The sequence below is a fragment of the Sphingopyxis sp. H053 genome (genome assembly GCF_001468225.1).
Lineage (GTDB): Bacteria > Pseudomonadota > Alphaproteobacteria > Sphingomonadales > Sphingomonadaceae > Sphingopyxis.
The window spans coordinates 513,004-538,274 of record NZ_LNRU01000001.1 but is presented as its reverse complement, the minus strand read 5'-3'; the positions used below and the strand labels follow the sequence as shown (position 1 = coordinate 538,274).

The window sequence follows — 25,271 nt, the reverse complement described above, 5'->3', positions numbered from 1 at the left end:
TTCTCCCTATGGCGCCCAAGGCGCAGCTAGTCGGCAGTGGTGGTTTTCCGCGGGGCGCGGAGGGTCTATTCGGCGGCCTCGACGAGGCGATTTCCGTCGGGGCCATCGGCATAAAATTGCTCGAAATAGCGACGGAAACGCAGGATCGGACCGTCGCCATCGCACAGATAGGGCCGTGCGCGGTGGATCTTGTTATGCCAGATCGGAATATCGCCCTCGACGCCCTTTTGCCCGCAGGTATTTTCGATCGCCGCCTCGATCGCCTTTTCCTCGGGCGAGCCCGGCGCGACCTTCGGGTGCGTGAAGCAGAAGCGCAGCTCGACGTCGTCGGCTTCGACCGGCGTGGCGATGACCAGAAGCGACAGCTCGACGAGCCCGCTCAGCCGTGTGAACTTCTGCCCTGCCCCATTCTGGAGCGTGTCGACCGAATAGGGCAATTGCTTGCGCTCGCCCGACGGCAGATCGATGGTACGATGCCCGCGCGCGACACTGTGCCGCCGCACGCCGTCATAATCGGTCTCACCCTCCGGGACCGCATCCATCGCGTGGACATAAGCGAAATGCGCGACGTCGACGCCATTTTCGGCAATTTCCTGGGGATTGCTGGCGAAGCGCCATTCGCGCTTGATCGGTTCGGCCCATTCGGGGTTGGTGAATTCGGGATAGTCGATGATGTCGAACGTCGGCGCGATGTCGTCGGGGTGATACCAGGCCCAGATGACCCCGCTCTTTTCGACCACCGGATAGGATTTCGCCAGCGGCTCGCGCTTCGCGCGCGGCGGGAAGGCCTTGGCATAGGGAATCTTGCTGCAGAAGCCGTCGGGGCGGAACGCCCAGTGATGGAAGGGACAGCGCAGGCTGTCGCCCTCGACCTGCCCGCCGTGCCCCATGTGCGCGCCGAGATGAGGGCAATAGGCATCTAGGAGCCCCGCCTCGCCATTCTCGTTGCGGAAGAGCACGAGGTCGCGCCCGAAATAATGGACCGGCCGGACATCACCCACCTGCAGTTCGGCACCATAGCCGACCCCGAACCAGCCATAGGGGATGGGCATCGGAAAGCGTTCAACCTTTGGCACGTCAGTCTCCCGGATGGCCGTCCTTTCCGGGCGGCTCTTGTCGGGCGAGTGTATCGATTGCCACGCCAGAGGTAAGACCCAAATGGCGTACAGTTTGTGCGTGGTGACGAACAATGAGGCCGGGCGGGCGCCAGCACACCACTTCGCGGTCGCTCAAAGTCCTGTGTCCGCCGGCATCGTGGGCGCCTCCATGGCGACGAGCATCTCTCCAAAGGCGCGCGCCGCCGGGGATGCCACGCCGCCGCTGCGGATCAGCATGAAATCGGCGCTGGGCAAGGCCGGGAGGCCATAGTGGCCGTCGAGCAGGCGCAGGCCGGGTTCCAGATCGCTGCGCATCAGCACCGCGACCGCCAGCCCCGATCGTACCGCCGCGCGAAGGCCCTGTTCGCTCGGCGAGGTGAAAGCGATGTGCCAGTCGATCGGTGTCGCATCCAGCGCGGCGACCCCCACCAGCCGGTTGACGCAATTGGGGGGATGGAAGGCAAGTGGCAGCGACGCGCCCTCGGGCAACAGGAAATTGTCGGCCGCGACCCACCCGAACTCCGCCCGCCGCAAAGGGATGCCGCCATTCTCGGCTCCGGCGGTGGAAAGCACGACGGCAAGGTCCAGTTCCTCGGCCGCGATCATCGTGCTGAGGTCGAGATAGGTGCTGACATGAACATCGAGCCGCACCGCGGGAAAGGCGCGCGAGAACTGGCAGAGCAGCGCCGGCAATCGCTCGCCCATGAAAGCTTCCGGGGCGCCAAAGCGCACGACCCCCGTCACCGGGGAGGTCCGGAAGCGTTGCGCGAGCGCATCGAGGCTGGCGAGGATCTGACGCGCGTGCAGCAACAAGTCTTCGCCGTCGTCGGTCAGCGTCAACCGGCGCGTCGTACGACGGATCAGCGCCCGACCGACCTGTTCCTCGAGACGCCGGATCTGGTGGCTCACCGCGGGCTGGGTGAGATTCAACCGCCGGGCGGCCCGCGTAAAGCCCCCCGTCTCGCTGACCGCCACGAATGCGCGCAAAAGTGTCGGATCGATGTCCATGGCCCTAATTAATTAGGATTGATTATGAATTCCAGAAAATAAAATCATTTCTGTCATCATTCGTTTTTCCCCAGGTAGCGCACCAACCGGGCAGACGGGCCCGGACACTCGAAAGGCGCCGCCTATGTCTCCCCATCCCCCCCGCAAAAACGCGCTGGCCCTGCTCGCGATGTGCCTTGGCGCACTGATGTTCGGCCTCGAGATTACAAGTGTCCCAGTGATCCTCCCGCGCCTCGAAGAAGTTCTTCACGGCGACTTCCAGAAATTGCAGTGGGTCATGAACGCCTACACGCTCGCGTGCACGACCGTGCTGATGGCGACCGGAACGCTGGCAGATCGCTTTGGCCGCAAGCGCGTCTTCATGATCAGCGTGACCGCCTTTGGCGCCACCTCCGCCCTTTGCGGCCTTGCCGACAGCATGGCGCTGCTCATCGCGGGCCGGCTGCTCCAGGGCCTTGCCGGCGGGGCCATGCTGATCTGCTCGATCGCGCTCCTTTCGCACCAGTTTCAGGACGCACGCGATCGAGGCCGCGCTTTCGCAACCTGGGGTGTCGTCTCGGGAATCGGCCTCGGTTTCGGTCCGATCGTCGGGAGCGCGATTATCGCTTTGGCGGGCTGGGAATGGATATTTCTTGTCCATCTTCCGCTCGCGCTCCTGACCCTGGCGATTGCGGCCGGCACGATAACCGAATCGCGCGATCCGGACGCCAACCGCCTCGACGTGACGGGAATCTTGACGCTCTCGCTGGCGGTATTCGGCCTCGTCTATCTCATCACGCAGGGAGCTACGCTTGGCCTTCCCGCTTCGATCGCGATCGCTGCCGCCACGGCCCTCTGTTTCGCCGCATTCCTGTTTGCCGAGCGGCGACAAACGCATCCGATGTTCGATTTCTCCGTCTTTCGAAACCCCAGCTTTTCGGGCGCCATCCTCGGCTGCATCGCGATGAACGTCAGCTATTGGCCCTTCATGATCTATCTGCCGATCTATCTTCAGCTCGGTCTCGGGTACGACACGCTCGGCACCGGCCTGTGCTTGCTCGCCTATACATTGCCGGCGCTGATCTTTCCCCCCTTGGGCGAGCGCATGTCGCTCCGATACGGGCCGGGCGTCGTCATCCCGTTCGGCCTGGCCACCATCGGACTTGGCTTCATCGCGATGAAGATCGGGAGCATTGCGGCAGAGCCGGACTGGCTAACGATGTTGCCCGGCATGCTCCTTGCCGGCATCGGGATCGGCATCACCAATACGCCGGTGACCAATACCACGACAGCGTCGGTCCCCCCGAGCCGGGCCGGCATGGCGTCGGGCATCGACATGAGCGCGCGGCTGATCACGCTGGCGGTGAACATCGCGCTCATGGGCATATTGCTCGTCGAAGGGATCGCCGCCGCGCTGCAACGCGCCGCACCGAAGCGTGTCGAGCTCGCTGAGCTGCGCGTTGCGGCAGAAGCGATCGCCGCCGGCAATGCCGAAGCGCTTTCGACCAGTCAGGCGATCATCGGCAACCTGCCGGAAGCGATTGTGCAGCATGGCCTCATCGCCGGCTTCGGCCCCGTCATGATCTATGGAGGTGCCGGAGCCTGGATATTGGCAATATTGAGCCTCGTCCTCTTCCGGCCCGGGCGGGGACGCCCTCACCTCCGCCCCGATGATGGAGGTAGCGGCTATGCCCTCTAATATCGCGCGGCGAGCGATGCCGCCATCGAGGGACGGATTTTCACGCGCGACGTCCGGCGGACCAGATAGTCGATGAAGGCGCGCGTCGCCACCGACATGATGCCCGGCGAATAGACGACCCAGCATTCGCGGTCATAGAAGGACCATTCCTCCTCGAGCGCGAGCATTCGCCCCTCGGTCAGATCCTGGCGGACGACGCTGACCGGCAGGCTGGCGATGCCAAGCCCCTTTCGCGCGGCGCTGCGCAGGGCAATGCCGCTGTTGCTGGCCCACCGGGGCTGGACCCGAACACAGACGTCGTCGTTGAAATTGATCGACGCGCTGCGGTCGGTCAGACAGTCATGCTCCTGCAGATCTTCGGGCGTTTTGGGCCAGCCGCGGGCTGCGACATATTCGGGTGCCGCGCACAGGCAGTAGGAGAGATAACCAAAGGTGCGCGCGCGCAAGTTCGAATTCGGCAACGCGCCATAACGGATGACGATATCGAAGCTTTCCTGGACGATCTCGTTTTCGTTCAGATAGGCGATCGGCTCGATCATGATCCCGGGATGTTCGGCGCTGAATTCGGCCAACAGCGCCGACATATAATCCGAACCAAAAATATCGCTGAGCCCGATGCGCAGTCGGCCCACCGGCTGGGTGCTATAGAGTCCGACCTGCTTTTCGACCTCGCCCAGCCGCAGTTGCAGCTGCGCGCATTCGCGATGGAAGCTTTCGCCGGCGCCGGTCAGCGACAGGCGGCGCGTCGTCCGGACGAGCAGCTGCACGCCCAGCCGCTCTTCCAGTTCGTGCACCGTTTTGCTGATATAGGATTTGGAAAGGCCGAGCTGATCGCCGGCAGCCGTGAAGCTGCCCTGATCGACAACCGCCAGAAATTCCTCGATCCCGCGCCAGCTTGACATCAACCCACCTTAGAGCCTGCCCTGGCCAGTTGAACGCTTCATGATCGCTCTGGGAAACCCGCCGGGCAGGAGCGGTGCGTAGTGCGGGCCGGTGGCCCGTGCAAGCACCGCGACGCCGGCAGATTTCCCGGAACGCCCCCTGCGGCCGGTCTATTCGGCCGCCTGCTTGACGAACAATTCGCGGCGCGGGCCGATTTCGCCGGCGATTTTCCACAGTGCATCGGCATCGACGTCATAAACGTCGAGCGCGTTGATGCCGAGCATCGCCTGAATATCGTCGTCGGGCAGTCCGCCGAGGCTCGCCGACATTTTTTCGAACGTGTGCGGCCAGGTTCCCTCGGGATGCGGATAGTCGGTGCCCCAGAGGATGCGGTCGACGCCGATGTCATAATAGGCCTGCGTCGTTTCCTCGTCGGGCAGCGCCGAACAGCCGACCCAGATGTTGCGCGCGAAATACTCGCTCGGCTTCATGCTCATATTGGCATAATAATCGCCGAGTTTCCCGCTCGTATGCTTCGCGGAGGCGCGGACATCCATCAGCTGCATCACCCACGGGAACCAGAATTCGCCGCCCGCCTCGGTGAAGCAGACCTTCAGCTTCGGATATTCCTCGAACACGCCGCCAAACGTCATCGCCCACAGGGGCCGCGTCATCCAGAAAGCAAACTCGCACAGGAAGGTGCCGATCCAACCAGGCTGCGTCGTGTCATAGGCGGGCGCGGCGCCCGAGTGGAAATGAAGCGGCATGTTCATTTCCTGGAGCATCGCCCAGATGCGGTGATATTTGGTGTGGTTGTAGAGATCGTAGCCGTCAGTGAGCGCGGGGAAAAACACGCCCTTCAGTCCGTGGCGCTTCGCCCATTCGATCTCTTTCGCGGTCTCGTCGATATCATAGAGCGCCGGAATGACCGCGAGTCCGATGCGGCGGTGCGGATCGTCCTGACAGAATTCGGCCAACCAGCGATTGTGCGCGCGCGCGCCGGCCCATTGCAGTTCCGCCCGCGCAGCTGAAGGCCGAAGCCCGATGTCGGCACCAAAGGGCGGCGCGTTGCGTTCGGTGATCCCGTCGGGGAACAGCACTTCGGCGGCAACGCCGTCGCCGTCGAGCACGCGGTTGCGGATCGTACCGTCCCACGCGCCCTCCAGCCCGTCGCCGACGCGCGAACGCCACTTGTTGTTGAAGTCGTCGATCAGGAAGCGTTTTTCATGCTCTTCGCGCGCCTTGATCTCGAGCTGAACCGTCTCGTCGAACTGCTGATGATATTTCGATTCCAGATAGCCGCGATATTTTTCGGGGGGCAGACCGACATGGCCGTCCGACGAAATGACAAGATAACGATCCACACTCTCTCTCCAGTTTCTGTTTCTGTGCACCGGCTGATTGGCCGTGCACGCCATGGTCAGACATTATGCTCTTCATCCGCCGGATAAAGCGGGTCGGGGCGAACGATCTATCGCTCGTTGTGGACAATATGCCGGGCCAGCATCGGCAGCAGATGGCTCAGCAGCAACGCGCCGCCGATCGCCGCAGCGATCGCAAACGGGGCCGGGCGCCACCATTGATAAGCGGCGGAGGCGAGGACGGGCGGCAAGGTTATCGATGCCCCGGCGATGAAGGTGATGGCAGAGGCGATTGCGACCTGATCCTCGGTCGACCCCGCAAGCGACGCCGCCGCGCTGAAGCCCGGGCGCGCGAGACCATAGCCGAAGCTCGCGAGAATGAAGCCCAGGGCGGCGGCGTTTACCCCGCCATGGGATATGGCCAGAAGATTGCCGGCAAAGGCAAAGCCGGTGCCGATCCGCATCATCGACAGCGGCGACGGCGAGAACAGCCGAACGAAACCCCATTGGCCGAACAGCGCGGCCACCGCGGCGGTGGTCATCGCGATGCCGATCATCCGCTGCGCCGCCATCGGGTCATCGGCCATGCGGTCGATGATCACGAAGCCGATCGTATAAAGATTGATCGCCTGCGCCGAGCAGAGCAGCAGCCCAAAGCTCAGATAATGGCCGATCCCCTGCCGGCGCCATACCTGCGTAAGCGATATTTGCGCCGCGCCGCCGGCGACCGGCGCCACTCCGCGCGACGTGCGAGGAAGGAATATATAGGCTCCCCCCAGGGCGATGACGCCGAATATCGCAAAGCCGAGCATCGGCCCAAGCGGCCCCAGCGGCTCGACGATCATCGCGGGCGCGATCGCGGGCCCGACGATGGTGCCGAGGCTGAGCGCCCCGGCCAGCGTGGTGATCGCCCGCGTCCGGGCCGCGCCCGCCGTCTGGGCCGCAATCAGCGCCTGCGTTGCGGTAGCCGCCGCCGAACCGAGGAGGCCATAGGTCGACCGCAAGATCGAAAAGAGCAGGAAGGCGGCGAAAGGCGTGAGCAGCCCCAGCAGGCCCAGTTCGACCGACAGCGCGCAGCCGCCCATCGACACGACGAAGCCCACGAGCCCCGCGCGAATATAGGGATTCGGCCCCTTGCGCTCGATCCGCGACACCCAGAAGGGCGCGCTGATCGCCCAGGTCAGTGCCGAGAGCGAAAAGATGCCCGCGACCAGAAAATCGGGAATGTGCAACAACCGGCCGATCGTCGGCATCACCGACACCAGCCCGATATTGCCGATCGCGGTGAGGAAGGTCACTGCCCCGAGAAAGGGCAGGACCCACCGCGACCCGGTGCGCGGCGGGTCCAATACCATAGACATTTCGGCTGGGCCGCGATCAGAAGCGGATACGAACTTCGCCGCCGAAACTGCGCGGATCGCCAAATTGGCCGAGCGTGAGGACACCGAGGTTGATCGCGCTGACCAAATACTCCTTGTCGGTCAGATTCTTGCCCCACGCCGCAACCTCGAGCGTCGTGCCGCCGCCAAGTTCGATCTGGGTGAGCGCGATGCGCCCGTCGAGCAGGCCATAGGACGGCATCTTAGCCAGCGTATCCGGCGTGATCGACGAGAACTGGCTGCTGCGCCAGCTGTAGTTCAGGCTCGCCTCCAGTCGTCCAACACCGGCATCGTGACGATAAAGCCCGCCGATCTGGTAGTTCCACTTGGGCACGCGCGAGAGCACATAGGTTTTGGTGACGTCGGTGCCGTCGGGCAGGATGAAATCGGTATAGCGCGCATCGACATAGCCGCCGCCGAAGTTGAAGCTGAGCCCTTCGACGGGGCGCAGCGTTCCCTCGACCTCGACGCCCGTGAACTTCGCCTTACCCGCGTTGATGATGTTGGTGGTCACCAGCGCAGGGACGAGCACACCGGCCTGAAAATCCTTGTAGATCGAATGATAGATCGATGCGTTCAGATTGAGCAGGCTGCCGAAGCCGCCATATTTCATGCCCAATTCGAACGACGTCAGCTTTTCCGGATTATAGGAGGTCATAAAGGCCGCGTTGGTCGCGGCGGTATCGTTGATGCCCCCGCTCTTGAAGCCCGTCGCCACGCGTCCATAGACTGAAAAATCGGGCTGGAATTTATAGAGGATGTTGAATTCGGGATTGAACCGCTTCCACACCCCCGAATTTTCGAGCGGGCTGAGGTCGGTATAGCCGATCCCGCCTGCCCCCGGCCGTGCGCCCGCCGCCGGGCCGCCGCTGCGGGTGATCGGATTGCCGTTCGCATCGCGCAGGAACACGCCCGAACCGGGCGCCGCCGGATTGGCGCGATAGGCCGAATTGGACAGCAGCAGCTCATAGGCGTGCTTCGATTCGCGCGTGTAGCGAAGCCCGACCGACGCCGTCAGCTTCTCGTCGAGCGCGCGCGGCGTCCACGCAAGCTGGCCATAGCCGGCATAGGATTTCGAACGGCCGCCGCGTTCGCTGATGTCGAAGGCGTTGCCGCCGAACTGGAAGTTCCAGCGCGGATTGAACACGTCATACTCGTCGTCAAGATAGAAGGCGCCGAGCGTGTATTTGAAGTCGCCGACGGTCCCGATCGCCTGAAATTCCTGCGTGAACTGCTTGTAATTATTGTCGAGAACGATGCGCAGCAGATCAAGCGGGCTGCCGTCGAAATCGCTCGCCGACCGGGTTATCGCGGTCCGGCGCGCGGTGATCGATTTGAGCGTGAGGTCGCCGATACCGGGTTCCCATTCGAGCGTCAGCGCGTGACCGTTGGTGCGATAGTCGCTGCGCAGCGCGCTTTGCGCCCCGATCTCGCGCGTCCGTCCGCTTACCACATAGGGCCTCAAGAGCGCGTTGACGAACGCGGTCGCGCCCGATCCGGTGACCGCGGTGGTGGCAAGCTGGTTCGGCGTGCCCTTGCTGTCCGAAATATCATAGCTGTAGAGCGCGCTAAAACTGCCCGACGGACGCCACAACAGGTCGGCGCGCGCCGCCCACAGCTCTTCTTCGCCGAAATTATCCTTGCGCACGCTGTTGCGATAATAGCCGCCGTCGAGCTTGGTGATCAGGCCCACCTTGGCGCTGAAACCCGCCACTTCGGGCAGGTCGACCGAGATCCGCTGATTGAACTGGCCCCAGCTTCCGGCGCCCGCCAGATATTGGCCGCCGAATTCGCCGCTCGGCTTGCGCGTGATCAGATTGACCGCGCCGCCGATTGTGTTCTTGCCGTAAAGCGTACCCTGCGGCCCGCGCAGCACCTCGACGCGTTCCAGATCGACGGTGTCGAAGGCCGCGCCAGTAGACTTCCCGATCGGCACCCCGTCGATATAGAGGCCCACGGGCTGATCGCGGGCAAGGCTGGTGTCGGCCGACGGCGACAGGCCGCGGATCGTGATCAGCGGACCGTAGCTGTTGCCGATCGTTTCGTTGATCTGGATGTTCGGCACGATCGTCGCGATGTCGGACACGCTGCGAACCTGCGCCCGGTCGATCGCCGCGCTGCTCACCGCGGAGACGGAGATCGGCACGTCGACCAGCCGTTCTTCGCGGCGCTGCGCCGTGACGACGATCTCGCCTTCCCCAAGTCCCGCACCCTTGTCATCCGCCTCCTGCGCGAATGCCAACGACGAGTTCAACGCAGTCGTGACCATGACCGCCGCAAACGCGGCTTTCCGAAATGCCATAATTCCTCCCTATCCCACGACGGCCGGTTTCGGCCGCCAATCTCCGGGCTTCTTCATAAGTGGCCCGATAACGTCTTTGAGGATAACCGACGAACCACGGCCGTAAAGCTCACGCTGGTGGCCACACTGTTCACTCCCATGGCGAATGGCGTTTTGACCGCGTGACAATCCTTCGACGTCGTTGATTGTTGGTTAGCTTGGAAAAATGGGAAACAGAGGATGCAACACCGCCTCCCCCCTTTGCACCGCTATTCGCTGACCGACGCGCGGCAAAAGCGCGGCCTTGGGGAAGGGGTGATCGATCCGATCCGTGGCGGGACTGTCAAACTGACTGACGCCGGATCATACGACCCCGCACCCGGTCGATCCCAACCCCGATCCAAGCGACGCATCGAAAACCGAGGTACGAACCTCCGCCGGAACGCGCGCACGATTGATGCAATCGTTACGGCAGCACATCCGCTGACGACCATGACAGCGAAGGTAGATGCCATGATGTTCCAAAGGGTGGTTTGTTCTGCTCGGCATATCCTGTCTGGGACAGGGTATCAGGAGAAAATATGGCGTACCATCCTATCGCGGTTTGGGCACCGAGATATACACACCGCCGGTGTTCGGATCGACCGAGAGATAGGGCGAACTCGTGCAAGGGAAGGCGGCGTTCATCGCCATCAGGAACAGATGGTGCGTGGACAATTGCCGGGTCTGCGGATTGTCGCGAAGGAATTTGTGAAACACGTCGCGATACTGCTCGTAGGTCGCGCCGGCCTGCGGGCAGTACACGGCCTCTTCAGGCGTTTTCCCCGTGTTCATCACGGGCGCATCGGCGATGCCCATGAAATATCCGATGCAAGCGCTATAGTCCTTCGGGCCCGCGACGCATTGGCTGTAATAGGAATTGCCGCCTGCAAGGCTTTCGCGCTTCTGAAAGGCCGCGCTTTCAGCCGGCAACAGTGCCGCGAACAGGGCCAGAGCAATCAACCGCATCATTCGCCCTCCCCAGGGATTTTTCTCAAACGGCTCCTTACACCCGATTTGCCGCTCGTACCTAACGATATGACAGGTCGAACGCCCCATATCGCGTCCACGGGCAGCTCAATATATCTCGTGCCAGTTTTCGACTTCCGACGAGCGGTTTGCGAGGCCGAAACAGATCAGGCCCGGCCGGTTGGCGGAGGCGCCGCCGCGCTCCAGCCGATATTCGAGCCGGCGGCACCGAAAGCCCTCGACACGCTCTTCCGACGTCACCGTCAGCGTGCCCGCCGATCCCTTCCCTTGCCAGCGATGTGTGTAGCCCACCGGCCAGCTGCCCGCCCGCTTGGCGCGCTCATTATATTTTCCGCTGAACTCGTCGAAGGGGAAAGTCGGCCGGCCGTCGAGTTCGACCCCGCCTTCGCAGGCGTTGCAACTGACTTCGCCGAACTTGTCATACTCCGCCTTTTTCGTCTCGATATCGGGCGGGGTTTTGAGGCTGTCGATGTACCGGGCCTTGGTTGCCGGCAGCGGCGGGTTGACCGAAGCGGGCGTCGCCGCCGGCGCGTCCTGACGCGGAGCGGGCGCTTCCTCGTCCACACCCGCCTCCTCGCGGGGGCGGGCCGAACCGTTGATGGCGTCATCGGCGATTTTCTCCGCGGCCTGTTCGACCTTTTCCACCGCACGATCGGCCAGGCGTTTCAGGAGTCCCTGCGCCTGCGCGACATTGGCGGTGGCCAGAAGGGCGGTAACGGCGACCGCCGCACGCAAGACAGGTTGCATGATGAACTCCCGAGTTTTTTGAGGATGTAGCAGAGGGTCAGCCGAAGTCGGTTGTCAGCGTTGCGGTGAGCCTACGCGGGAAATTATAGAGGTAGACCCCCGACGACCCGTTCGCCCAACCGAACTTGTTGCCGATGTTCGCGAGCTGGAGGCGAAGCGTCGCCGGGGCCTTACCGATATGGAAGCGATAACGCCCGCCGACCGATGCGATCGCGCGCGCCGGGATGACGAGCTTGCCGTCGGTGCTGGCGATACGGTCGGACGTGCTTTCAACGACGAGGTCGACTGAAAAATCGGGCGCGAACGTCGGCCGGTAATCGAGCACGGCGGTCGAAAGCCGGCCGAAGCTCGCGAGCGGCTTGCTGCCCACCAGCCCGCTGTCGACGGCGTCGCCCGACAGCTTGGCGTCGATCAGCGCCGTCCCGGCAATCGCGGTCAGCCCCGGTGCCAGCTGGCCCGAGAACGAGAATTCCGCGCCGCGGTGCCGCACGTCGCCGAGCTGGCGGAAGACCCGCGCGGCGTCGAGCGAATAGAATGGCTTCGTGACGTCGAACACACCGGCCACCAGGCGGATGTTCGGCGTGATCAACCAGCGAACGCCGCCGTCGATCTGGCGGGTGCGGATGGCGGGCGGCGCATCGTCGCGGTTGACCGCAACGCCGGGTGCGACCGGGCTTTCCTCGAGACCCTGCGTATAGCCGGCATAGAAGGCCAGCGACGACGACGCATGGAATGCGGCGGTGGCGTTGAAGAGCAACGGATCGTCGGTCGTCCGGATCGCCGGGGCATCGGGGTCGAGCACGCGCTTGCGATAGGTCGTCTTCTGCAGGCCAAGGCTGAGTTCGCCGACGCCCTTCCACCGCCCTTCATAGGCGACACCCGCAGTCCATTGACGCACCGTGTCGCGCGTTTGCACCCCGAACACCGACACGGGTTCGGGAAAGGCGACAGGCTCCTCGAGCGGATGGTTGCCGACGAAGATCGCGGTATCGCCGCCATAACGGCGAACGCGGTCGCGACCTTTGAACGAGAGGTGCAGCGTGTGGAGCCGCGGCCCCTCCGCAAAGCGTCGCGACAGCCGCACCTCGCCGCTTGTCGATGCCGAGCGGCGGCCGGGTTCGGCGATTACCAGTTCATCGGCGGTGCCATCCTCCCGCACATCGAGGAAAAGCTGGGTGTGCGAGCGGCCGAGGTCGAGGATCGACCGGAAAATACCGGCCTTCAGCGTCCAGTCACCCATCGTCGCCGATCCGATGACGCCCGCGTTGACCGTTTCACCGTCATTCGTCGCCCATTTCTGGCCGAGCCGCTTCACGCGCTCGATGCGCGGCGGCAGATAATCGCCGCCGGTTAGCAACAAGGGTTGGCTTTCTTCGTCCGAAATGCCGGTGCGGCTCCAGAAGGGGGTGATGGCGACACCGTCGACCGGCGCCCAGCGCGCGATGAGCGCAGCGGTCCGATAATTCGCGCGGCCGCCGGTATGCGTCCGGTCGGCGATCAGTCCCAATCCCGCGCCGACGGCAAGACGGTCGGTTACCGGCAGCTGCGCGTCGATCTCCAGCGCCGCCGCGCCCAAGGGACCAAGCCGCGCGCCGAGGCTGACCAGCGCCCTGTCGCCTGGACTGCGCAGCCCATAGTCGGCGATGCCCGTCGGCGCCGGAAAGGGATAGCTTTGCGCCGACAGCCCGACACGCATCTGCAAGCTACCGATCAGTCGGTCGGTGAAGCCGCCCTGCTGGTCGATGTAGAGACCGTCGAGGCGGATATTGCCCGCCTCGACGGCCGAGAAACCGCGGACATAATTGGGGTTATAGATGCCGATCTGCTCGCCGCCGATCGAGGTGCCAAAGGCATCCTCGGCGCTCGTCGTCGCATTGTCGTCGGCACGCTGGGCGAAGGCGGCGGACGGCGCGATGGCAAGCGCCAGCGCGAGCGCGGTGAAAGAAGCGCGGCGCATCATGCCACCGCCTTCATGCGGCGCTGGACATCTTCCCAGTCGGTCATAAACATCGCGGCGGCGAGGCGTGCGGCCGGACGTTCGGGATTGAGCCGGTCGCTGCGCAGGTCGTCATTTTCCTGCGAATAGCTCGACATGTGGACGAGGAGCGGATGCACGCCCGTCGCGCCCGGTTGATACCAGCTGCGATCGTTCTGAAGCTCCAGCGCGAGCGGCCGCGGAGCCCACGCATATTCGGAATCGGCGTCATAGGCGGGGAGCCGATCGGCGACATAGAGGCCATAGGCCGAGCCGGTGCGGATCTGGAGGCCGCCGCCCTGAACACCCTCGGCCTGCACCTGACGGCGCGCCATCATGTCATAGGGATTGAGGAAGACGCGCAGCACGGCGCCTTCCTGGTCAGGGTCGATGTAGCGGCCGTCGCGCTGCACCATCCCTGGCCTGCCGTCGACCACGCTCTTCGCGCTGATGCTGAAGGTCGCGGCGACGAGCCGCACGCCGTCGATCGTCGGGACCACCGAGATGTTGATGTCGGCCTGCAGGCTGGTGCCGCGCACATCGCGGAGCGAGGGCTGCATCATCAACGCGTCGAAGACAACCATCGCGCGGCGGCGGAGCAGGTCAATTTCGGCGACGGGAATCCGGGCATCGGTGCGCGGCTGGTGGACGTGAATGTCGGGCACCTTCGAATACCAGCCCGGCAGTCCAGCGCCGGGGCCTGGCGTGCCGATGGCCCAGCGCTCCATCAATTTTTTGGGCGCGCGACTATCGCCGGGGGCGGCCAGCGCCGCAGGGATCGCGGGTGTTGTCATGAAAAGGCCGAGCATGGCGAGCTTTAACAGGGAATATTTCATGGTTTCAGCTTTCGGAAAGAGATGGTGATCAGCCGGGCAAGCCGAGCGCGCCGCCGATCCCGCGCAGCAGGCCGCGCTTCTTTTTCGGCTTGGCGTCGCCCGCCGGCGCGTCGCTGTCGGTGTCCCCTCCGCCCATCAGCGACGCGAGATCGACGCCGAGCATGCTCATATGCGTCGCCTTGGTGCGCAGCTTGACGCCCCAGCCCGCGGGCGCTTCGCGCGACGATCCGTAATTGGCCTCCGGGCCATAGGCGGTCATCATCAGCATCGCCGATTCCGATGCCTTGCCGACCGCCGACGGGACGATGCATTCGGTGGTCTCGGGGGCGAGCAGGATGCGCTGCTGGACGAGGCGCGCGATGTCGGATTGCTCGAGATAGTCGGGCAACGCCATGCCAGGCATGCGCACCGCGCTCGACGTCCACATCACGATCGTCCCATCTTCGCGCGCACCGGTCACCGTCATGATGTAACCCCGCGCATTGGCGAGCGCAGGCCAGCTGACCTTGACCGCCCCCGACGCAAGCTCAGAGTTCCGCGGCGCGAGCGGCGCGAGGAAATCATTCCCGCCGTCGACGGCGAAGCGCATCTCGGGCGAATAATTGCCCTGCACGACATGATCGCCGACAAGCGAGGCGGCGCGCGGCACACGCGTGCCGTTCTTGTCCCCCGGCCATTCGCCATAGGTCGCGTGACGCCCCGCAGACGGCGGCACCATCGCCTTCACATTGGGGATCGCGCCAAAGGGCGACGCCGCGCCCGGTTTCATCGTCGCAAGGTCGACGACCACCGGCTGGCCCGCGGGCGCATTTTCGCCGCAGCCCCAGTAAAGCTCGATCCGCCCCTTTGGCGCGTCCGGAGGGCCGGGCCGGTAATCGGGCTTGCCATCTTCCCGGGGCGCCGCACCGGCCGGCGTGACGAGCGGCAGGCGATCGCCCGCGTGCAACGCCTGCGGCGGCAGATGTTCGGCGCTCGGCGCAGGACTGCGGCGCGCCGAGCCGAGCTGGAGCGAGAGATTCTTCGCCACGCCCGCCGGCTGGCCGGTCGCCATGCCCGACACGGTTTCGGCGGAGAGCCAATAGACGGCTTCGATCTTTGGCTTGGGTGCTTGCTGGGCGAAGGCGACGGTTGCGGCGATGGCGAGCGCGCCAAGCGCGGTGCTGCCGGTCAGTATCTTGTTCATGCTGCTGCTCCCTTCACGATCAGGGTTGTTTCGGGGCCGGCACCGCCGGCGGCGAGATGTGCAGGCGCAGCCCCGGATGATCGATGACGAAGCGCCGGTCGGCGAACATGTCGATGCCCAGAATCACCGCGGGCTGGTCGAGGGTGAACCCGAGCACCTTGAACACCGACAGGTCGGCGATCCGCACCTTGCGGCCCTCGACCTTCGCTTCGCCGATCGTCAGCGCGTCGATCGGCGCTTCGACGCTTGCGGTCGCATGGTTCGTCGCGCCCTTGATATCCGATGCCTTGGCAAGCCCCGGGCTATCCGGAGAAAGCCCAATCGCTTTCGCAGCGGCCCAGTTGATGATCGTCCCGCGCGCGCCGGTGTCGAGGATCGCGGGCACTTCGACGCCATTGAGGCGGATCGTCAGGCGCGGCGCGCGCATGTCGTCGAGCACGAAAGGAACCGTCACCGGAAGCCCGTCGAGCATTCCAGCCTCGACCTTGCGCGTCATGCGCCAGCGGCGGCCGGGCATGTCCAGCTCGACCGCAAAATCGGCGATAATGTCGGCGCCCAATATGCCGTCGGTGCCAAGCCGGTCGGTCGGCCCGGGCGGAAGCAGCATGAGTTCGGGCGAGCGGAAGACATGCCCGGCGACCTCAACCTGCTTGACCACCGCCGTTTCGACGTCGCTCCGCCCCGCCGCACCATCGAGCGGGTTGTCCGACATTTTGGCGACGAGCCCGGGCATTTCGGCGCGCAGTTTCGGCATGATCGTGGTGCTGCTCGCCGCGGTATCGATGACGAAGCGCCTGGGCGCCGAGCCATCGATGCTCACGAGGACAACGGGATGACCCGACGGGAGTATTTCGAGCGGCTGCTCCGTCGCCGCGGGCGCAGCAACAGATGTCGTCGGTCCAGCGGCGGTCACGCGCGCCTCGACGAGAATAAGCGTGCCAAGCAGGCCGAAGGCGGCAAGGCCTGCGCGATAACGATATGCCATAGCGTGTCTCCTTGGCGGCACGGTGCCGCGAATGGAGGTCGGCTATCGGGCCTCGGGCGGCTGTTCCATCAGCCTGCGACCAAGGCGGATCGGGTGTCGCCGGGCATGATCCGGCGCGACGAAGACGGACGCCGGTGCGACGAGCAAGGACGTCAATCGCGCCCACTTCCCTTATGCTCGGCGCGAACTACACATTGGAATTGCCATGCCACTGAAGCCCGAACATCGTCAGACCATTTCGCTGGTCATCGCGACCTGGACCCTGTCCGGCGTGCTATACCTCATTCCCTATCACATCTTCAGCGGCGCCAGCACCTACGTCATCGTTTCGGTGATCAACATCTGCGTGATGGGGACGCTGTTGTCCTGGGGTGTCTATTGGACGGTTCGGAAAACCCGCCACCGCAACATGGCTGTTCGCCTTGCGGCAATGGGCGCCGCGGTGTGCCTCGCCTCGGGCATGCTGGCCTTGATCGACGCGGCAACGGGGGAATGGATCGGCCGGCTCGTCGTATCGTCGCAAATGGCCGCGCCCTTCGGCCTTCGCGCGACCAACAATTTCATCGCGCTCATCTGGCAGTTCGCATTGCTCGGCGCAGCGTTTACGGTGATCGAGGCGAACAAGCTGACGCGCGAACGCGAACTGGAGCTTGCCGTGGCGCGCGAGGCCGCCAGCCGCGCCGAAGCCGCCGCGAGCGCCGCCAGCCTCGCGGCGCTCCGCTATCAGCTCAACCCGCATTTCCTGTTCAACACGCTCAACGCGATCTCGTCGCTGATCGTCACGAAGGAATATCGCACCGCCGATGCGATGCTCGCCAAGCTGTCCGAATTCCTGCGCGCGACGTTATCGTCCGAACCCGACGCCTTGCTGCCGCTCGAGGACGAGCTCGCGACGCTGCAACATTATCTCGAGATCGAGAGCGTCCGCTTCGGCGAACGGCTCGCGGTCGAATTCGTCTGTCCGCCCGCGCTCAACAGCGCGCTGGTGCCGGGCTTCCTCCTCCAGCCGCTGATCGAGAATGCGATCAAATATGCGCTCGCACCGTCCGCGGTGCCGGTGACGATCAGGGTCGAAGCGTCGAGCGACGACGATATGCTGCTCGTCTCGGTCGAGGACGATGGCGCCGGGCAGGAAAAGGACGCAAGGCCGGGCACGGGCGTCGGCATCGCCAATGTCCGCCAGCGGCTCGAGACACTCTATGGCACCAGGGGCAGCCTCGAAACGCTGAAACGCGAACGCGGTTTCCTCGCGATCGCGCGCCTGCCGCTCGAGCGGCGCAGCGACGAGTTCGCGGCATGAGCGCGCTTCACGTCCTGCTCGTCGACGATGAACCGCTCGCGCTCCGGCGCCTCGAAACGTTGTTCGGCGACATCGACGATGTCGAGGTTGTGGGGACGGCTTCGACCGGTGATGAGGCCGAAGCGCGGATCGCCGCGCTCAGGCCCGATCTCGTGATGCTCGACATCTCGATGCCGCAAAAGAGCGGCATCCGCGTCGCCGCCGACCTGGTCGCCGACCCGCGCCCCGAAATCATCTTCGTCACTGCCTTCGAACAATATGCGCCCGACGCGTTCGAGGTCGATGCCGCCGACTATCTTTTGAAGCCCGTGCGGTTCGACCGGCTGCGCCAGGCGGTCGAGCGGGCGCGTCGACGGCGGGCGATGCGCGATGCGGTCGACCGGATCGCCAGCGCCCCGCCGGTCGAAATCCGCGAAGAAGCGATCTGGGTCCAGGTCGCCAGCGGCAACCTCCGCCTCCCCATCATCCAGATCGAATGGGTCGAGGCCGCGCGCGACTATGTGCTGCTCCACACCTCGACGCGCAGCTACATCCACCGAATTTCGATGACGGCACTGGAACAGCTGCTTGATCCGCAGCAATTGATGCGCGTGCATCGGTCGACCTTCATCCGGCCCGCGCTGGTGAAAGCTGTGCAGCGGCTCGGCAAAGGGCTCATCGCGCTCGAAATGGAGGATGGCGCGATCGTGCAGGTCGGGCCGAGCTATGTCCGCGCCGTGCTCGACCGGCTCGGCCTGTCCTGACGCATTCGTCGCGCCGACGTCCGCTTTGGTCGACGCTGCAGCCGCCATGTCGCACCGCGATCCGGTTTCGAAGCAAGCGCGGGGCGCCGGCCTCCACACACCCATAGCGTGACGGTTGCGGCATCGAGCCGCGAGCAGAGACGACCGGCCTGTCCCGCGCCACTTCCGGCAAGAGGCCGGTCCCTCTGCTCCACCTTCACCGATTATGGAGCCATATCATGAGCAAACTCCCCTTCCTCGCCGCCGCGATCGCGCTCGGCCTGCCGATGCCCGCGCTGGCCAAGGCCGAAGCCAAGCCCGAAGCGCACGCCAAGGCCGAGGCCAAGCCCGAGGCGCGTGCGAAAGCCGAAGCGAAGCCCGAGGCGCGCGCCAAGGCCGAAGCGAAACCCGAAGCCCGCGCGAAAGCCGAAGCGAAGCCCGAAGGCTGATCGCGTCGGCAAAGGAGTGCCGGCGGGATCGCCCCCCTCCCCCGGCACTCCGCCACGCTCACAAAAAACAGGCCGATACCGGCCGTTCCCAGGGCGCCCGGCCCCGTCTTCCGGACGCTCGCGTTGAGAATAAGGAAATGTCATGCGAACTCTGATCCCGGTGGCCGGCTGCGCCGCGCTTCTCCTGGCATTGCCCACGCCGGCCCTCGGCCACGGCTTCCTCAAGCGGATTGCCGACCGCATCGCCGAGGCACCGAAGCAGGTCGCCGAAGAAACGGCCCCCGCGGACGCGCCTTCAGGGGGAAAAGCCATGGCGCCTGCGCCTGCCAAAAAGGCATCGTCGTCCAAGATTGCATATCCAAGCGAACTGCCCGACCCCGAAGGCTTCGCCGCCGTGAAGAAGGCCTATGACGATTTCGGAAAGGTGCGCTGCACCGGCTGTGAAGGCGGCTATGCCTATGATGGCTGGCCGGTCTTTCCGCGCGACGAAACACCGCGTCCCTATAATGGATCGAAGCATATATTGGGCGAGTTCGCGATCGGCCATGTCCATCGCTGGAAGGGCGCCGAATCGCAGGGGTCGCTGACCATCGTCAGCGAAGAGCCCGTCGGCGGCTTTCGCTGCCGCCAGCTCCTTTACCGGCTCACCAAGGGAAGCGCCTCGGCGGAACGGCCGGGCCTGCTGTGCTGGGGTTACGCCAATCAATTCGCCGGGTCCCAGGGCTGGAACGTGGTTTACTGATTGACGCTGTCGGGCGCGGCCGTTCCGGCCGCGAGCGGCCTCGGGCGAATTCCGGCATGAGGTCATCCTGTCGACCTGGTCGAACCCGGGTTGACGGATCGATTGCCGTATCGGGCCGGTGCCATCGCCTGCCTTGAGATGCGCAAAGTCATTTACGCTGCCAAACAGATCGAAATTGCTTCCGCTGCCTGCTAGGAACACAGGCTGAAGGGATCAACGTGTTCGACTTCCTTGCGTTTCTGGCCATCATCATCCTGTTCATTCTGTTGATGGACACCCGCGGCCGGTTGAAGCGGGCTGAGGCGACGCTGCTGGAAGCGGCCAGGCGGATCGGCGCGCTGCAGCGCGGGGCTGCACCGCCGGTGACCGGGGACGCGGCCCCCGAGATCGCGGCAGTCGTCGGCGAAGCCGCCGTTCCAGTGCAGCGCCCGCCCGTCGTCGCTGCCGATGCAGCGCCGGTCCCCGCGCGATCAGCCGATCCCATCGAGGCGCCTAAGCCCATAAGCGCACCGCCCTTGCCCGCCGTCGCCGCGGCGCCTGCGCCGAAACCGCTAAAGGCACCCGCTCCGGCCGGACCGCCCGTCAGTCTCGCGTCGCGGTTCGAGAATCTGTTCGGAAAGACGCTGCCGATCTGGGCCGGCGGGCTCACGCTCGCGATCGCGGGCGTGCTCATCGTTCGCTATGCGATCGATGCTGGTTTCTTCGCGCGCATCTTCACGCCCGGTGTGCAGATCGTAGCGGGTCTCTTGTTCGGCCTCGGACTGATCGGCGGCGCCGAATATGCCTGGCGCAACGAAGAGAAATTGCGTGACGTGCGCGTGCCGCAGGCGCTTTCGGGCGCGGGCATCGCGACGCTCTATGCCGCGATCATGGTCGCGGCGAACGTCTATCAGCTGATCGGGCCGCTGCTCGCCTTCCTCGCGCTCGCGCTCGTCACCGCTGCGGCACTCGGCCTGTCGCTCCGGTTCGGTCCGCCGAGCGCGCTGCTCGGCCTTGCGGGCGGGCTGGCGGCGCCCGCGATGGTCGGGGCGGTCGAGCCCAATGTGCCGCTGCTCGCGGTCTATCTCGCGCTGACGATCGCCGGGCTCGCGGGGGTTGCGCGCGCGCGGCGCTGGCCGTGGCTCGCGCTTGCGGCGCTGATCGGCGGGATCGGCTGGGGCCTGTGGATGGTCCTCGCGAGCGCGGCGCTCGACGTCGTCGCGTCGGTCTCGATCGGGGGTTTCGTCCTTCTTCTCGCGATCGTCCTGCCGATGATGGCGTTCGACGGGCCGCGTTCGACGCTGCTGCGCACCGCCTCCGCGGTCGTCGGGGCGCTCCAGCTGGCGCTGCTCGTCGGCTACGGTGGCTTCGCGCCGCTCCACTGGGGACTGTTCGCGCTCATCGCCGCCGCGGGCCAATGGCTCGCCTGGCGCGAGCGCGGCTTCGCGATCGTTCCCGCGATCAGCCTGCTGCTCTCGCTGGCGCTGCTGGCTGCCTGGCCCGATCCGACGCCCTTCTGGTTCGGCCTGATCGGAATGTCGCTGCTGGTCATCCACGCCTTGCCGCTTCTTGCGCGAATGTGGGCGCTCCCCAAAAGCCTGCGCCCGACGCTCGAACTTTGCATCATCGCGCTCGCCGCAGCGCCGCTGACGAAATGGCATTTCTGGAGCGTCGCCGACGGATCGCTCGCGCTGGTCGCGCTGGGCGGCGCGCTGCTGGCGGCTACCGCCATCGGTCGCGGTTGGCGCGTCGAGGGGCGGACAAGCGACGGCCGCATCGCGTGGCTGACCGCGACGGTGGGGGTCCTTCTCGCGCTGGCCATTATCCTCCTCATTCCCGCGTGGCTGGCGCCGCTTGGCATCGCAGCGGTCGCAACTTCGCTGCTCTTCTTCGGAAAGGCCGCACTCGACGCACGCATCGAACGCGTCGCGGCAGGCTTCGTAGGCGCCGCACTGGTCGCGCTCGTCGCAACATCGCGGGCCTTGGTCGAACTGCCGCGGCTGATCGAGGGCGCGGATGGCACCGACGGCATGGCGATAATCCGCTGGGCCGGCCTTGCCGCCGCCGCGCTCCTGTTCGCGGTTCGCGCCGACGGCGCGATTGTGCGCCGGGTCGGTCAGATTGGCGCGGCGTTGTTCGCTTACGGTGCGTTCGCGCAGGTTTTGCCGGCGAACGCGCTAATGCTTGTCCCGGCGCTGGGCGGGGCGGCGGTACTTCTTGCGACGCGGCGGATCCTCTTCAGCCGCATCGACGGCGCGGCCGCCAGCCTCGCGACGCTCAGTCTGGCGTGGGCGGCGCTTCCGATGGCCATCTGGTCGACGAAAGCATTGCTATCGCTCGCCGGTGTCCCGATGCAATTCGATGACACGCTGCTCACGATCGAACCGTTGCTGCTGCGCCTGCTGCTTCCCGCATTGCTCTTCGCGATACCCGTCTGGCTGATCCGCGATGCGCTCCCCCGCTGGCTGTGGATCGCGGCGCTCAGCCTCGCCGCCATAGTCGGCGGCGTCGCCGTCCATTCGCTCTATCGCATCGGCTTCGCCGCAGCGGCGGGCGGGGATTTCGTCACGACGGGCATCCTTCAGCGGCTGATCTGGGAGGCGATATTGATCGGCGCAGGCTGGTTCGCGATGGCGCGCGGGCTGACCGGCGTCGCCCGTCCGCTAATTGTCACGGGCACCGCGCATGCGCTCTTCTATGGCCTCATCCTGCACAATCCCTTGTGGTCGGCGCAGGCGGTCGGCGGCTGGCCGCTCGTCAACCTGCTCCTCCCGCTGTTCCTGCTGCCGTGGTTTGGGCTGACGCGGATGCCGGCGCTCTTCGCCAAGGCACCGGCAGAGCTCGACCGCGCGATCCAGATTGTAACGATGCTGCTCGCGCTGGGCTTTGCGTGGGCGACGCTTCGCCAGTTGTTCCATGGCTCGCTGCTCGCACAGCCGGGCGTTACCGACGCGGAGAATATCCTGCGGTCGATCCTCATCCTCGCGCTCGCGCTCGGCTTCCTCTTGTGGGGCATCCGGGCGAAGCGCCACGACTGGCGCATCGCGTCGCTGGTGCTGATGATCGGCGCGGCGGGCAAGGTCTTCCTGTTCGACGCCTCGGGGCTTGAAGGACTCGCGCGGATCGGCTCGTTCGTCGCGCTCGGTTTCAGCCTGATCGGGATCGGCTGGCTCTATAGCCGCCAGCTGGCGCCCGACCGCGACGATGCCGCGCCAGCATCGGCCTGACGCACCCCGACAAGCCAGAGAACAAGAAACGATGCTGCGTAGCCTGCCCCCCGTCCCGGCCTGGTCCTCGGCGCTGATCGCCGCGCTCGTCGGCTTTGGCGGAACGATCGCGCTCGTCGTCCAGGCGATGCGCAACCTCGGCGCGTCGGGCGACCAGACGGGGTCGGCGGTCACCGCGCTGTGCCTCGGCATCGCGGTCGCGGGTGCGGCGCTGTCGTGGCGGCTGCGCATAACCGTGGTGCTCGCCTGGTCGACACCCGGCGCGGCGCTGCTCGCCGCCGCGGCACCCGGCCTGTCGTGGCCCGTCGCGATCGGCATCTTCCTGTCCGCGGCGCTGATGATGATCCTGCTCGGCATCGTGCCGCTGCTCGGACGGCTCGCCGAGCGCATCCCGGCGTCTATCGCCTCGGCGATGCTCGCGGGGGTGCTCCTGCCTTTCTGCCTCAAGCTGTTCGGGCTCGGCGCCGCCGACCCGCTGCTCGTCGCCTTGCTCGTCGCGGTCTTTGTCGTCACGCGTACGCGGCTGCCGCTCTATGCGCTGCTTCTCGCACTCGCGGCGGGCATGGTGCTGACCTTGCTACGCGGCGACATCGGGCCGCTACCGCCGGGTGCCACCTTCGGCACGCTTTTGCCCGTGGTTCCCGCCTTCGACGCGCGCGCGATCCTCAGCGTCGGCGTGCCGCTGTTTCTCGTGACGTTGGTATCGCAGAACCTGCCCGGCCTCGTCGTGCTGCGCGGCGCGGGCTATACGCCGCCGCCGCGCCCGCTGATCGTCGGCAGCGCCCTCGCCTGGCTCGCGGCCGCACCCTTCGGTGCGCATGGTCTCAACCTCGCGGCGATCACCGCGGCGATCTGCACCGCCGAAGAGGCGCACCCCGACCGCGCAAAACGGTGGACCGTCGGCATGCTTTATGCGGGCTTCTATCTGCTGCTCGCTATCTTCTCGCCGCTGCTCGTGCGCCTCTTTCTTGCGTTGCCGCCCACGGTCATCGCGGCGCTGACGGGGATCGCGCTGATCCCTGCGCTGCTTGGCGCAATGGAGTCGATGATGGCGGCAAAGTCCGACCGCGACCCCGCGATCCTGACCTTCCTCGCCACCGGATCGGGGCTGACATTGTTCGGGCTGGGATCGGCCTTCTGGGGATTGGTCGTCGGCTTTCTGGCGCTGGCGGCGGGCCGATGGCTGACGACGCGAAGCTGACGCGCAGCTATTCGTGCCGCAGCGCGTCGATCGGATCGAGCTTCGACGCCCGGCGCGCGGGATAGAAGCCGAAGGTGATCCCCATCAATGCCGAGAAGAGGAAGCTCAGCGCGTTGACCGCCGGATCGAACAGGAAGGGGACGTCGATCACCCCGGCCATGCTCCACGAAAGCAGGAAGGCGAGCCCGATGCCCACGACGCCGCCGAAGCAGCAAAGGACGACGGCTTCGGTCAGGAACTGCAGCTGCACCTCGCGCGCGAGCGCACCGATCGCGAGGCGAATGCCGATCTCGCGCGTCCGTTCGGTGACCGACACCAGCATGATGTTCATGATACCGATCCCGCCGACCAGCAGGCTGATCCCCGCGATCACCGCTACCATCGCGGTCAGCGCCCCGGTCGCCGCGCCCAATGCCTGATTGACCTGCGCGGTGTCGACGACGTTGAAGTCGTTGGCCGCGGTCCCCTGCAGAAGCCGTCGTTCGCGCAGCAAGGCGACGAGCGACGCCTGGATCGTCGTACTCGCATAGGCGCTGTCATATTTGATCACGAAATATTGCAGGTTGTCGTTACCGGTGAAGCGTCGCTGCACGGTCTTGAGCGGCATCATCACGACATTGTCGCTGTCCTGATCGGGCCCCCCGCCCTCGCCGCGTTCCTTAAGCAAACCGACCACGGTGCACGACACATTGTCGAGACGGACTTTCGCGCCGAGCGGGCTCGCACCCGCAACGAAGATCGCCTGCCTTACCTTCGGCCCGATCAGGCACACGCTTTTGCCCGCGCTCTCTTCTTCGTTCGAGAAGGGGCGCCCCTCCTCGACCTCGACCGACCGCGCGCGGAGAAAGGCATTTTCGACGCCCTGCACGCTCGTCTGCCAGCTCTGTCCATTGTGGAAGGCGGTGGCGCTGGAGGACACGCTGCCTGACACATCTTCGACCCCGGCGATTTGGCTACGCGCAGCATCGATGTCGTCCTGCTTGAACGGCCGCGGCGCACCGCGGTCGCCGCGGACCGGAAAGACGATCAGCACGTTCGATCCCAGCGAGGATATCTGGTTCTTGACCGACGCGGTGACGCCATTGCCCAGCGTCACCATCGTGATCACCGCCGCGACGCCGATGATGATCCCGAGCGTCGTCAGGAAGGAGCGCAGCAGGTGTCGCCGGATTTCACGGAAGGCGAGCAGCAGCGTCGCGCCGAACATGCC

Annotated in this window: 20 protein-coding genes; 7 read left to right on the top strand and 13 right to left on the bottom strand. The window is 65.3% G+C overall.

Going from position 1 to position 25,271, the window contains the following annotated elements; translation table 11 throughout:
- Positions 1-65: 65 nt before the first annotated feature.
- Together ATE70_RS02455 and ATE70_RS02450 are read right to left on the bottom strand one after the other, a co-directional pair.
- Entirely contained in the window at positions 66-1,076 is a 1,011-nt protein-coding gene (locus ATE70_RS02455; RefSeq protein WP_231732555.1) for a Rieske 2Fe-2S domain-containing protein, read from the bottom strand.
- A 153-nt stretch (positions 1,077-1,229) separates the two neighbouring features.
- Positions 1,230-2,105 carry a LysR family transcriptional regulator gene (locus tag ATE70_RS02450; protein ID WP_058536347.1) on the bottom strand — a complete coding sequence of 292 codons (876 nt, stop codon included), beginning with the start codon at positions 2,103-2,105 and terminating at the stop codon, positions 1,230-1,232.
- A 124-nt stretch (positions 2,106-2,229) separates the two neighbouring features.
- On the opposite strand from ATE70_RS02450, the gene ATE70_RS02445 reads away from it, so the two are divergent.
- On the top strand, positions 2,230-3,783 hold the full coding sequence (locus ATE70_RS02445) for an MFS transporter (RefSeq protein ID WP_058536346.1): 1,554 nt from the start codon (positions 2,230-2,232) through the stop codon (positions 3,781-3,783).
- Here the strand turns inward: ATE70_RS02445 and ATE70_RS02440 are convergent.
- The 10 genes from ATE70_RS02440 to ATE70_RS02395 form a co-directional block, all read right to left on the bottom strand.
- Positions 3,780-4,685: a LysR family transcriptional regulator gene (locus ATE70_RS02440; RefSeq protein ID WP_058536345.1), complete on the bottom strand. Its 906-nt coding sequence runs from the start codon at positions 4,683-4,685 to the stop codon at positions 3,780-3,782. The genes ATE70_RS02445 and ATE70_RS02440 overlap by 4 nt on opposite strands.
- A 150-nt stretch (positions 4,686-4,835) precedes the next feature.
- On the bottom strand, positions 4,836-6,029 hold the full coding sequence (locus ATE70_RS02435; protein ID WP_058536344.1) for an amidohydrolase family protein: 1,194 nt from the start codon (positions 6,027-6,029) through the stop codon (positions 4,836-4,838).
- A gap of 107 nt (positions 6,030-6,136) precedes the next feature.
- Positions 6,137-7,387 carry an MFS transporter gene (locus tag ATE70_RS02430; RefSeq protein WP_082639284.1) on the bottom strand — a complete coding sequence of 417 codons (1,251 nt, stop codon included), beginning with the start codon at positions 7,385-7,387 and terminating at the stop codon, positions 6,137-6,139.
- 16 nt (positions 7,388-7,403) lie between these two features.
- Positions 7,404-9,707 (bottom strand): TonB-dependent receptor, encoded by a 2,304-nt coding sequence (locus ATE70_RS02425; RefSeq protein ID WP_156419727.1) that lies wholly within the window; start codon positions 9,705-9,707, stop codon positions 7,404-7,406.
- A 573-nt stretch (positions 9,708-10,280) separates the two neighbouring features.
- Positions 10,281-10,784, bottom strand: a complete 504-nt coding sequence (locus ATE70_RS02420) for a Rap1a/Tai family immunity protein (protein ID WP_156419728.1) — start codon at positions 10,782-10,784, stop codon at positions 10,281-10,283.
- Positions 10,785-10,802: 18 nt separating this feature from the next.
- The gene (locus ATE70_RS02415; RefSeq protein ID WP_058799790.1) at positions 10,803-11,462 is read right to left on the bottom strand and encodes a hypothetical protein; all 660 of its coding nucleotides are present in this window, start codon (positions 11,460-11,462) and stop codon (positions 10,803-10,805) included.
- Positions 11,463-11,499: 37 nt separating this feature from the next.
- A complete protein-coding gene (locus ATE70_RS02410; RefSeq protein WP_058536340.1) occupies positions 11,500-13,422 on the bottom strand; it encodes a TonB-dependent receptor domain-containing protein in 1,923 nt (640 codons plus the stop codon).
- Positions 13,419-14,273, bottom strand: a complete 855-nt coding sequence (locus tag ATE70_RS02405) for a hypothetical protein (RefSeq protein ID WP_058536339.1) — start codon at positions 14,271-14,273, stop codon at positions 13,419-13,421. The genes ATE70_RS02410 and ATE70_RS02405 overlap by 4 nt, the downstream gene beginning before the upstream one ends.
- A gap of 28 nt (positions 14,274-14,301) precedes the next feature.
- Positions 14,302-15,456, bottom strand: a complete 1,155-nt coding sequence (locus ATE70_RS02400; protein ID WP_058536338.1) for a hypothetical protein — start codon at positions 15,454-15,456, stop codon at positions 14,302-14,304.
- A gap of 19 nt (positions 15,457-15,475) precedes the next feature.
- The gene (locus ATE70_RS02395; RefSeq protein WP_058536337.1) at positions 15,476-16,441 is read right to left on the bottom strand and encodes a retropepsin-like aspartic protease; all 966 of its coding nucleotides are present in this window, start codon (positions 16,439-16,441) and stop codon (positions 15,476-15,478) included.
- A gap of 205 nt (positions 16,442-16,646) precedes the next feature.
- Here ATE70_RS02395 and ATE70_RS02390 point away from each other — a divergent pair, with 205 nt between their 5' ends.
- The 6 genes from ATE70_RS02390 to ATE70_RS02365 all read left to right on the top strand — a co-directional run bounded on the left by ATE70_RS02390 (position 16,647) and on the right by ATE70_RS02365 (position 24,061).
- Complete coding sequence (locus ATE70_RS02390; RefSeq protein WP_058536336.1) at positions 16,647-17,741, top strand: sensor histidine kinase; 1,095 nt, start codon at positions 16,647-16,649, stop codon at positions 17,739-17,741.
- The gene (locus tag ATE70_RS02385; RefSeq protein ID WP_058536335.1) at positions 17,738-18,484 is read left to right on the top strand and encodes a LytR/AlgR family response regulator transcription factor; all 747 of its coding nucleotides are present in this window, start codon (positions 17,738-17,740) and stop codon (positions 18,482-18,484) included. The genes ATE70_RS02390 and ATE70_RS02385 overlap by 4 nt, the downstream gene beginning before the upstream one ends.
- A 218-nt stretch (positions 18,485-18,702) precedes the next feature.
- Positions 18,703-18,912: a hypothetical protein gene (locus tag ATE70_RS24670; RefSeq protein ID WP_037514865.1), complete on the top strand. Its 210-nt coding sequence runs from the start codon at positions 18,703-18,705 to the stop codon at positions 18,910-18,912.
- Positions 18,913-19,054: 142 nt separating this feature from the next.
- Positions 19,055-19,654, top strand: coding sequence for a hypothetical protein (locus ATE70_RS02375; protein ID WP_058536334.1), 600 nt, complete (start codon positions 19,055-19,057; stop codon positions 19,652-19,654).
- A gap of 218 nt (positions 19,655-19,872) precedes the next feature.
- Positions 19,873-22,860, top strand: coding sequence for a DUF2339 domain-containing protein (locus tag ATE70_RS02370; protein ID WP_058536333.1), 2,988 nt, complete (start codon positions 19,873-19,875; stop codon positions 22,858-22,860).
- A gap of 31 nt (positions 22,861-22,891) precedes the next feature.
- Positions 22,892-24,061 carry a benzoate/H(+) symporter BenE family transporter gene (locus ATE70_RS02365; protein ID WP_058536332.1) on the top strand — a complete coding sequence of 390 codons (1,170 nt, stop codon included), beginning with the start codon at positions 22,892-22,894 and terminating at the stop codon, positions 24,059-24,061.
- 7 nt (positions 24,062-24,068) lie between these two features.
- Here the strand turns inward: ATE70_RS02365 and ATE70_RS02360 are convergent, their stop codons facing one another.
- Positions 24,069-25,268: an ABC transporter permease gene (locus ATE70_RS02360; protein ID WP_058536516.1), complete on the bottom strand. Its 1,200-nt coding sequence runs from the start codon at positions 25,266-25,268 to the stop codon at positions 24,069-24,071.
- Positions 25,269-25,271 lie beyond the last annotated feature (3 nt).